8 protein-coding genes and 1 tRNA gene are annotated in these 11,128 nt (G+C 42.0%); 1 reads left to right on the top strand and 8 read right to left on the bottom strand.

What is annotated here, in order from left to right:
* Positions 1–63: 63 nt before the first annotated feature.
* The 4 genes from H5202_RS13170 to nhaC all read right to left on the bottom strand — a co-directional run bounded on the left by H5202_RS13170 (position 64) and on the right by nhaC (position 4,986).
* Positions 64–1,746, bottom strand: a complete 1,683-nt coding sequence (locus tag H5202_RS13170; protein ID WP_182772469.1) for an ABC1 kinase family protein — start codon at positions 1,744–1,746, stop codon at positions 64–66.
* A 7-nt stretch (positions 1,747–1,753) separates the two neighbouring features.
* Positions 1,754–2,437 (bottom strand): DUF6781 family protein, encoded by a 684-nt coding sequence (locus H5202_RS13165; protein ID WP_182772468.1) that lies wholly within the window; start codon positions 2,435–2,437, stop codon positions 1,754–1,756.
* Between the two features lie 120 nt (positions 2,438–2,557).
* Entirely contained in the window at positions 2,558–2,905 is a 348-nt protein-coding gene (locus H5202_RS13160; RefSeq protein ID WP_259397314.1) for a carboxymuconolactone decarboxylase family protein, read from the bottom strand.
* 647 nt (positions 2,906–3,552) lie between these two features.
* Positions 3,553–4,986 (bottom strand): Na+/H+ antiporter NhaC, encoded by a 1,434-nt coding sequence (nhaC, locus tag H5202_RS13155; RefSeq protein ID WP_182772467.1) that lies wholly within the window; start codon positions 4,984–4,986, stop codon positions 3,553–3,555.
* A gap of 411 nt (positions 4,987–5,397) precedes the next feature.
* On the opposite strand from nhaC, the gene H5202_RS13150 reads away from it, so the two are divergent.
* Positions 5,398–6,531, top strand: coding sequence for an ADP-ribosylglycohydrolase family protein (locus H5202_RS13150; protein ID WP_182772466.1), 1,134 nt, complete (start codon positions 5,398–5,400; stop codon positions 6,529–6,531).
* Here the strand turns inward: H5202_RS13150 and ovoA are convergent.
* The 4 genes from ovoA to H5202_RS13130 all read right to left on the bottom strand — a co-directional run bounded on the left by ovoA (position 6,500) and on the right by H5202_RS13130 (position 11,108).
* Positions 6,500–8,665: a 5-histidylcysteine sulfoxide synthase gene (gene ovoA, locus H5202_RS13145; RefSeq protein ID WP_182772465.1), complete on the bottom strand. Its 2,166-nt coding sequence runs from the start codon at positions 8,663–8,665 to the stop codon at positions 6,500–6,502. The two genes, H5202_RS13150 and ovoA, sit on opposite strands and share 32 nt — an antisense overlap.
* A gap of 127 nt (positions 8,666–8,792) precedes the next feature.
* On the bottom strand, positions 8,793–9,917 hold the full coding sequence (locus H5202_RS13140; RefSeq protein WP_182772464.1) for a MalY/PatB family protein: 1,125 nt from the start codon (positions 9,915–9,917) through the stop codon (positions 8,793–8,795).
* Between the two features lie 149 nt (positions 9,918–10,066).
* The gene (locus tag H5202_RS13135; protein ID WP_182772463.1) at positions 10,067–10,684 is read right to left on the bottom strand and encodes a hypothetical protein; all 618 of its coding nucleotides are present in this window, start codon (positions 10,682–10,684) and stop codon (positions 10,067–10,069) included.
* Positions 10,685–11,018: 334 nt separating this feature from the next.
* A tRNA-Ser gene (locus tag H5202_RS13130) sits at positions 11,019–11,108 on the bottom strand.
* Positions 11,109–11,128: the final 20 nt, after the last annotated feature.

Raw genomic sequence — 11,128 nt, 5'->3', positions numbered from 1 at the left:
GTAAAGAGTGTTACTTGATAACCAGTACTCGATCACTTTATTTATTGATGCGGGCAAACTTTGCTACTTCCACCTCCCACTTGACCAAATGGAAAATAACAACCAAATTCCACCGACGACAGCACTCAGAAATCCAAGTATGCCAAATAACGGCAAACCAAATAAAGTTGGGCCACCATCAACTGTCATCACAATAGACGACCCAATAATCATAGCCGCTACCACATTACCTATTGCCATACGGCTAGCAGCACGATCAAGTTGATTACCAAATGCTTTTAGTCTTGTTACATCAACATGCAGTTGAAATCGGCCACTACGGGCTGAACGTAAAAGTTGTTGCAAGTCTTGTGGTAATCCACTTAACAGTTCGCCAGTATCGACAATGGCTTGCCAACCTCTTTTGGCCAATGCGTCTGGTGCGTATCGGTCTATCATTAGCTGGTGTAATAATGGTTTGGCTTCAGTGACCATATTAAAGTCTGGGTCTAACTGCAGAGCTACACCTTCAAGTGCAATTAATGATTTGATCAATATAATAATATCAGGTGGTAAGCTCAGACCATATTCTCTAAGCAGTGAGATCAGTTCAGTTAGCATCATGCTTAACTGGAAATTTTTTAACGAAACACCATGATACTTATCAACAAATTCTTCTACTTCATATGTGAGATTTTCACAATTTATCGCAGGATTTCCAGCCCAACCCAGTAATACATCCACAACACGAGGAGCATCCAACTCAACCATGCTATGTAAAAGCTGTACCACTTGATGTCGGCGTTCGAAAGACAATCGTCCCACCATTCCAAAATCAATAAATGCGATTCGATTCTCTGGTAGATAAAAAATATTACCTTGATGAGGGTCTGCATGATAAAAACCGTCAATTAATATCATTTTCAACGCGGCTTGACCGCCATACTTAGCTAACAGTTTTCTATCTAAACCAGCCTTTTCCACTGCTTCAACATTTCGACCAGAAATACCATCAATAAACTGTTGCACATTGACGCGTTCGCTACACCAAGACCAATACACTTTAGGAATAACGATATTAGGGTTACTTTTAAAATTTTTGGCTACCCTTTGGGCATTGCGACACTCGGCCAATAAATCCAATTCTCGGCGTAGAGAATGGGTAAATTGACGTACCACCTCACGAGGCCTAAAACGGCGTAATGTCGGAGACTCTAACTCCATGATCTCTGCAATACGGGCAAGTAAACGTAAATCGGCTTCCATAACGGGCCTAATGCCTGGCCGTCGAACCTTAATAATCACTTCAGTACCATCATGTAGACGAGCTCGATGAACTTGGGCAATGGACGCTGCAGCAAAAGGTTTTGGATTAAATTCAGCAAAAACTTGTTGCGGACTACATCCTAAGTCTTCTTGTAATTGTTTACAGATTAATTCGGACGATACCGGAGGCGCATGATTTTGTAATTTTTCAAATTCAGTCGTCCACTCTGGTGAAAATAGGTCTGAACGGGTAGCAAGAATTTGTCCTAATTTTATAAAGGTTGGCCCCATTTCAGCTAATGCATGACAAAACCTGACTGGTGACTCCAAACTGGTTATTTCTGCAGCATGCTTCCAATGCAATGCCTTACCTGCGACATTCAACATGTTAGCGAGGCCAAGCCTACGCATTACATCGCCGAAGCCATAACGGATTAAGACCGAAGCAAGCTCATTCAGTCGACCAATATCTCGCGCTGTGCCTAACGTCTCCCAAAGCATGGTGCACCTATTTACTTTTATTTGGGGCTGGATTAGATGTTGATTTCTGATTCAATTTTTGTCCAAGCGCATCAAGAAAACCAGCTGCAGCATAAGCGAGGTTACTTGTTACTTTCGCAGCTGAATCGACTCCGGCGGTTACAGTGTCGCTTAGCCTTTCACTAAATTGTTGGTTTAACAATGTTGCGATCTCAGTTGTTTTTTGACCAACTGCAGTGCCGCTTACCCGCCCATGACGAACCAAATCATTTAAGGTATCGGATACCGTCTCATTAGCCTCTTTTGCTACCTCTTTCAAAGTATCTAAAAACATAGCTTCAAGCTCACTAAGGTCATTAATGGCGCGATCTAAATCCTGCTTACTAAAGGTGTTAACATGCGAACTAGCTTCTTCAACGGCTAATTTGCATGCTTCGGCGGCAGAACATAAGGCATCGTCAAGTCCCGCAACGGCATTAGTTAACTTGTCCTGACCATCACGGCCGTGAGTAATAGCACCTAAACCAGCACCTTTAACCACTCGGTTTGCAATTTGCGAGATCTCACTGAAGTCCAATTTACCTTCACTAAATGCTTTAAGAGTAATGCACCGAACGGTTTCCCTAATATTATTATCGGTCTCAACAGCCTCTTTAATATCTCCTTCGAGATTGTCACGATTGCTATTTTTGTCACTTTTAGCTGTACTCATATTTATTCACCTATACAGTCTCTGGTTACAAGGAAAAACCAAACAGCCGCTATTAGTGTGTTAATGATGCTAGTAAACATTCTGGCTAATTCAAGTTTCTAAATTATTGATAGATTTAGGTTATAATCCTTGCTGTTGATATTGACTGACAGCTTGCATGGCCTCAATTCCGTAAACCATTGATGGACCTCCCCCCATCAGAATGGCCACAGACACAGTTTCAGCTATTTCCTCTTTACTAGCACCAGCCTGTAATGCGTCATGAACATGAAATGTAATACACCCATCACACCTAACCGTTATCGCTATACCAAGAGCAATTAGCTCCTTAGTTTTACTTTCTAAAGCTGCAGGAGTAATCGATGCCTTATGCAGTTCAGCAAACCCTTGCATAGCCTCAGGTATAGCCACCCCGAGTTTGTCCATCCAAGTATTAAGTTCTTTATAATGTTCAGGAAAATTTTTCATCTGTTTGACTCTTTTTGTGATTACAACTAAAGGGATCAGATACGTAAATGCGTATTAGAAATAACATTGTCATTATAAATTTAACTGAAATGTGTCGGTGATATCTTGACGTGCCTCAATGATGCAGTAAATAACGAACAATAAACGCACAATAGACGGACGATAAAAATCTCATTAATTTGAATTTTCATATGATGTGAATATTCAGACATAAGTTTCTATGGTCATGAACATCAAATTTTCGCAGCTGTCAGTAAGCCTACTTAAAAACGAATTGGTTTGTACCTTGTACTTTTCATTTCATAGATTCAACAATCAATGTAAGCACTTAAAAATCTAAACTAGAACATATTTTAGGCCGAGACGATGTGCCTAAGGCTTTGCGTTCTTAACCATCGGGATCTTAGGGGCAAATAGTGCAGACACAAAAAAAGCCCCATCATTTCTGATGAGGCTCTCTCAATAAATCTTGCAGAGGGATGGCAGGCTTTTAATAAACAAGCCCCCCTGACTTCGCATATAAAAATCAAAGTAAACAGTTATTTATCTGGCATTAACTATGAATGTCACCGTTAATATTAGCAGATTTACAATGGCGTAGTGTGTTACTAAAATCTTGGGACATTTATAAATCGCCAGCCATGTGACTAAAGCTCCTTTGAAGTAAAAACTGCCAAGGCTGGTTTGGTTTTCGGTTTGAGAAGACCAATTCCAAATGCTGCCATTGCCACTGCAATGATGGCATTGAGGTAGTTGAAAAATGCATAGGGCGCATAGTCAAGAACATCTACCCCTAGTGTAGCGGTATAAAAGGCTCCGGCTGTGGTCCACGGAATAAGGCCTGTGGTCATTGTGGCACCTTCTTCAACTGAGCGCGAAAGAATGGCAGCCTCTAAATTCTGTTGCTCATATTTCGGCTTAAACAGTTGGCAACTTAGAATAATCGAAATATAAGCCTCTCCCATAGCAATGTTACCTAAAAAACCGGACATAATAGTCGTAGCAATAAGGGTGGCGGTGCGCTGCACTCTTTTTATAATACCGGCTAACAATACGGTGAGAAATCCCGCGCCGTGCAAAATCCCACCTAGCGCGATGGCCATTAACGCCAGCAGTAAGGTCCAGCTCATGCTGCTAATGCCGCCACGACCTAGCAAAGCATCTAAACTGGATATACCCGTTGATTCGGGCGTATTTTCCCACAGCGCATTAAGCACGGAGATTGGATTTTCTTGTTGATAAAAAATCGCGATTAGCACGGCAAGTATAATGCTGCATGACATCGTTACTTCAGCGGGCACTTTCCTAATACTCAGCACGGCGAGTAAAATCAGTGGTAATAACGTAATCAGTGGCGTAAGGCTGTATGTGTTGGCAAGTGCGGTTTGAATTGAGGTGACTTCTGTTAAGTCTATATTTTGCTCACCAAAGTTAAATCCGATCACTAAAAAGATGATAAATGTGAGGATAAAAGTAGGCATTGTAGTGAACAACATGGCGTAAATATGTCGATAAATATCGGTACCAGCACTCATAGCCGCGAGGTTTGTGGTATCTGAAATCGGCGACATTTTATCACCGAAAGTTGCCCCGCAGACAATCATACCGGCAACTAAAGGAAGTGGAATATTCATGGCAGAGCCGATGCCAATAAAAACTACGCCTAAGGTGCCGACAGTACCCCAAGATGTTCCCGTTGCAACCGACATCAAGGCACACAGTAACAAACCGACAGCCAAAAACAAACTCGGACTTAGCCAACTAAGGCCGTAATAAATAAGCGTGGCGATGGTGCCACTGTGCATAAAACTAGCAATCACCATGCCGATCAATATAAATATATAGATGGCAGGCATGGCTCTGCTGAGGGCGTTAGTCATTAACTCACGTATGTGTACATAGCCATAGCCAAGACTAAAAGCGTTAAGTCCTATCCACAAAAGACACAGAAACATCAGTATATGCAGGCTGATCCCTAGACCAAAAAGTCCTCCTGCAATGGTGATGATAATCACGCTAAAACAGACAAGAGACTGCAAAAAACTAGGGCTACGGGGTAAGTTAGGAGTGATTACAGACATTGGCACACAGTATGTTAACAATTGGAATGAAGCTGAGTATATCAGTACAAATAATTGGGTAAACTATTAACAAGCAGGATATCAAAAATATAAACCGATCGTCTTTTATAAGTGGTGGTTTAGCACCCAAAAAACGCCAACATAAAAATTATGGCCGTGTGAGTTGCAAAATTATAATGTTCAACATTATGGTTACGAATAATTATCTTTGTAAATAAGAGCTTGTAATTAATTTAATGTATTGCCATAAAAAACGTCTAGATTTGTATAAATGACGTATCAAGTATATCCACATACGTTTTTAATCATATTCACATCATCAAAATTTCCATTCGTTATCGATTCACAACCTATTGTTGCGGAGTCAATGCTGATACGAATTATTTTTTGCCATGTGATAAAGGCATTATCATGAATAACACCCCTTCTGAGCTAGTTCGCGTAACCTGGGCACTTAAAACAAGTTTTATTGCTGACGCTTTAGCCATGCCTGTGCATTGGTATTATCAGCCAATGGAAATAGAGCGTGCCTTTACTGGTGGTATTCAGCGCTTTGAAGCCGCACCAGAGTTTCACCCTTCTTCTATTATGTCTTTGCACTCCAAACATAAAGGAGGGCGACAGTCCATCGATCGATCGTCTAAGGGGCATTCAACTAACGATCTGTCGCCGCAAGTGGTAGGCGATGTTATTTTAAAAGATAAGGCGCAGTTTTGGGACCAACCGAATGTACATTATCATCAAGGCATGCAGGCCGGTGAAAACACCCTCAATGCCCATTGCGCTCGTGTGCTGATGCGCACCTTGGCGAGTTCGCCACAACCCTATGATCGACAAGCATTTGTTAATGCCTACATTGACTTTATGACAATGACTCCCGCCGCTCATCCCGATACTTATGCAGAATCCTACCATCGAGGATTTTTTGCCAATTTAGCGCAAGGTCGAAAGCCTGAAAATTGTGGTATGAAAACGCACGACACAGCATCTATTGGTGCATTAGTCACAATCGCGCCTTTGGTGTTTTCAGAGCGACTTAAGGGCACAAACGAAGCTGAGATAAAGATTGCTTGCAGAGCACACCTGGCTTTAACCCATCCAGATGAATCTTTAATGCAAGTGTGTGATAGCTACGTGCAACTCTTGTGTGCTCTTATGGATGGGCCTGATGAAGCTGGCGTTAAAATACTTTTACTTGATGCAAGTAAGGGCTTAACGAGTACTAATTTAGCCAGTCTGTTAAAACGTAATGTGCCCGATAACCAAGTCGTCGGTCAGATTTTTTCAAGGGCGTGTTATATTTCAGATTCTTGGCCTGTCGTCTTGTATCTGGCTTATAAATACCAAAATGATCCTTGGCAAGCGCTGCGAGTAAATACCAATTTAGGCGGTGACAATGTACATCGTGGCATCGTGCTGGGAACCTTGCTTGGACTGCAAAGCGATATTGTGGCCACCAGTTGGTTTGAACAACTGGTAGACCAAAAAGAGATAGCTCATGAAATTGAGGCGCTTATCCGCGTGGCAAGCGCTCCCAAACCGTAAGTTCAGACAAGGTATGCTGAAACTTGTGCTGAGTTTCACGGATCACAAACGGGACTTTTCGCGGCTCACCGACTAACTTAAAATGGCTTGATAGTTGATCTTTCAAGCCATCTAACGTGCTGTAGTTTTCGCCATCTTTTTTGAACCCACCTATCCACTCGTCTTTGGGTGTATGTTCTTCCAGCCACGTGTAAGGCGATGCAATAATAAGCAAGCCGCCATCATTGATCCGCTGTGCCATATCCGCAAGAAAACGGCTCGGCTGGTAGAGTCTGTCAATTAAATTAGCTGCTAGTACTAAATCATAAGAAGTGAATTGGGGTTTGAGGTTACAGGCATCGCCTTGATGAAATGCTACGCGGTTTGCATAAGCTTCCAACCCTAGTTCTTGCAAGGTACGAGTATGATAGCTCACTAACTCGCCTTCTTCAGCTCGGGCGTAACGCACTGCACCTTGCTGCGCCATTTTAGCCGCAAGGCGGGTAAAGTTTGCTGAAAAATCAATACCGTCTACTTCATCAAACTGACGGGCTAGCTCAAAACTTGCACGACCACATGCACAGCCTAGGTCAAGTGCTTTAACTGTGGATTTGCCCTTCATTGCTTCAAGTGCAATATCAGCTAAGGCTTTAGGAAAATTATCTACGCCATACCAGGTGTCACCAAAGTGAAACTCTGCGTATTCTGACAATAACTGATTACTTTCGTAGTAAGCCTTAGGAGACGTCGCCTCAACACTAGAGGTAATATAACGGAATCCGGCGTGCTGAAAGAAGTGACGCCTAAACGCATAACGTGCACTAAGGCGCGCTTCGTTACCACTTGAAATCCATGAACCACCTTTGATCAGGTTGTGTTTACCATCAAAAGTTGGCGTGGTGAAATCGTCATACAATGGGTGTACTTTAAAGTTATCGAAGGGGTAAATTGGCGTTTCAGTCCATTGCCACACGTTGCCCACCACATCAAACCAATTGCCATGTTGATAGCGCGTTACCGGGCAGCATGATGCAAAATGGTCAAGATGTAAGTTAGCATTAGCCGCGCTATTACCCAGCTCTTCAACGCCAGCTTGTGAGCATAGAAGATGCCATTCGTCTTCAGTTGGCATGCGGATCTGCTGCCCACTTGCTATTGTTTTCCATTCACAAAACGCTTTCGCTTCATGATAGTTAACTTCAGCAGGCCAATCCCAAGCCATATCTATTTCTTCTGTCATCAGACGTAAACGCCAGCCATTGTGCCAACGCCAAAAAGTCGGGTGTTTAGCCTCTGTAAACTGCCGCCAAGCAAGGCCTTCATCTCTCCAAAAACTATTTTGCTCATAACCACCGGCCTCAACAAATTCGAGGAATTCTTGGTTACTGACTAAATATTGGCTGGCTTTAAATTCGGCGACATCTGCCTGATGTTGGCCATATTCGTTGTCCCAGCCATAAACGTCACTGTCAAAGGGTTTTCCTAGATTAACAGAACCCGCAGGAACGTTTATCAGTGTGTTTTTGGGGGCCTCGCCAGTCTCTTTGCAAGCAGGCCATTGAGGTAATGACTGGACTTTAGCCAGTTCATGTTGGCGAATGAGTACCGTGGACGTTTCAAGATGAATACGTTCGTGTTCAATTCCCATCACGATAGGCCACCAGGTATTTTCCCAATCAATGGGTAGCACTAGGTCTAAGCTATCAATTAATCTTAATACTGTGGTGCGCACTTTGGCGCGGTATTCTTTTACTGCAGAAACACTGGGCCAGTCATAACTGTCCTCAGACAGATCATCCCAGCTCATTTCATCAACGCCCACCGCAAAAATTGACTCCATATGAGGATTAATCCGATCGGGGATCAGTTTTGCCAATAGTAGCTTGTTGATGAAAAAAGTGGCCGTATGCCCAAGATAGAAAATAAGCGGGTGGCGCAAAGGGATAGGTTTTTGATAAAAGCCAGTATCGTCGCGCAAACAATCAAACAGTTGCGTATAGGTATCAAAAGTATTAATGAAATAAAGCGCGATTTCTTTGCGCTTGTCATCCACATTGCCACTGCAGAGATTAGGGGTTCTGCGAAGTGCTTCAGAATCAACGAAGGTTGCGGACCGTTTAGCCATTTCTTGAGTGTTTTGTATAGGTAATGTCATCGTGGAACATGTTCCTTTAATTTTTATTCTATAGTCATACGATTAAATACTGGATAAAGCCTCAATTTTTTAGTTTATATTGAATTTTTTTGCCCTGAAACTCAGATTTACTCGTTAATGAAATAGCTCAGCCTCGGAGTTTTTTAATCGCTTCGACTAAATAATCTCGTGAGCAACCAAAGTTCAAGCGAAAACAGTCTTTATCACCAAAATCTCTGCCCGCTGATGGACCAACACCTTTGGCTTCACACCAGGCTTGCGTATCGGTGACTTGCAAACCGCTGGCATCTACCCACAGTAAAAAAGTAGCCGCGGGTGAAATAGCGTGTAAACCGTCAATTTTATTGATTTCTGTTACTAAATAATCGCGATTTTCAGTTAAATATGCCAATTGTTGCCGATGCCAGTCATCGCAATGCCTGAAGGCTGCATTTGTTGCCGTAAGACCCGTGACGGTTACCGATGGTAATCTGCCGCGGGCAGCATGGTTGAAAGCTGCTCTTAACTTTTCGTTTGGAATAATAGCGAAAGACGTACCTAATCCAGCAATATTAAACGTTTTACTGGCAGCCATTAATGTTATTGAATGCTCAGCCAACTCGGGGTGCGCACTGGCGGGTAAATGTGGCACGTCATCTAAAATTAAATCACAGTGTATTTCATCAGAGCACAGCATAACGCCATGTTTGCTGCATATCGCTGCAATTGTGTCTAGCTCGTCTTGGTTTAAGACTGAACCAAGCGGATTCATTGGATTGCACATAATAAATAAGCTGGCTTTAGGATCCGCGGCAGCCTCTTCTAAGGCATTAAAATCGAGTGTCCAGCGACCCTCCACTTCTATCGATCCTATACAAGTTCGGTTGAGATTATTAATTGCAGGTGCCGCCAATATCGGAGGATAATTGGGTGTTTGTACAATAATCGTATCACCTGCTTGGCAATATGCTGCAATAGCCACATTGAACGCGGGCACCACACCCGGAGTCCAGACTAGCCAACTAGGATCAATCTTCCAGTTATACTGACGTTGACACCACGCAATAACAGCCTCGCTAGCATCGGTATCGTGAGCCGGAAAGGTATAACCGAACAAGCCGTCATCAATGCGCTGATGTAAAGCGGATAAGATAGGCTCAGCACAGCGAAACTCAGTATCTGCAATCCACATAGGCAGTATATCTGTACCTTTGTATTTTTCCCATTTATGGGCTTTCGACGATGTGCGGTCTGGTTTATCACTGAAGTTCATTGCGAATCCTTCAATTATTAATTAAGCCGTTTACATAAAACAGGCAATTTAGATTCATTAGACCATTACAGATGTCCAAGCTTAGAGTAACACTGTTGGAGTCTGGGATTAAAATGCGCTAACCGTGTACATGTAATTGCTTTTGGTTACTAAGGCTTTTGCCCTCTGACTCCTTCGCATTCTTCCACCTTAGTTGTTGAATCAAAGTACATAGTGAACAAAACATCATCGCCTGTTTGACTTATGCTTATTTCATATTTTAGCTTAGCATCGACAATACTTGGATATATATTCACCCCATAAATATCGATATTTTTATAAAAAACATCAGACTTATTAAGGCATTTACTCCTGAGTTTATTTTTGTGAAATACATCTTTTATCGAAAAAATAAAATCTAAAGCATTAGCATCAATATACAAAGACTTCCCATCATGCTCTTGTGTATAACGAATATAATCTGAACAAGTTCCATTGATAGACCTGCCAACATATATATATGAATTTAAGGTATATACTCTAGATGATAGCTCATGTTTATTTTCCAATTCCACACAATATTTATCAAAAATGAATTCAGGCTGTTTGATGTAAACGACAGCATCTTCATTCACTTGCCCTATATTGTACAATTCACTAGAGCAGTGAGTCGCTTCAGTATTGAGGCATAAACCTTTCATTTGCTCAATAAATGAGTTGCTACTATCAGCTTCAGTAGCATTTAAAAATGATGGAAAAAAGATTAAAAAAAGTATTACATTTTTCATAAAGAGGTTACTCCACTATTCATTTTACTTTAGTGATGCCACAGAGTCTTAACATCTTGACCTATTGCTTTCATTGATCTATTACGACCCAAATCTTGCCTCATAATAGAATCACAGTTAATACAATTATCTAACACTAGATAATGTCCTAGTTCGGGGAATTAATCGTGACACCCATAAATAATCTGCAATGTATGAGGATACTTTTATTATTTGATCTTGAATCTTTAGGAGGGATAGCTTGCTTGTAATAAAGAGGAACCCGTTGGTTCAAAGTCCTATCTTTCGCCAAATAAAAAGGCCCGCTATAAATAGCGGGCCTTTTTATTGAATGTGGCGGAGGGATAGGGATTTGAACCCTAGAACGGGATAAACCGTTGCCGGTTTTCAAGACCGGTGCATTCGACCACTCTGCCATCCCTCCGAGCGGGCGAATAATATGAC

Origin of the sequence: Shewanella sp. SG41-4 (assembly GCF_014164505.1) — a bacterium.
In the GTDB taxonomy this organism is placed as follows: Bacteria; Pseudomonadota; Gammaproteobacteria; order Enterobacterales; family Shewanellaceae; genus Shewanella.
This window is presented reverse-complemented; position numbering and strand designations above follow the sequence as displayed.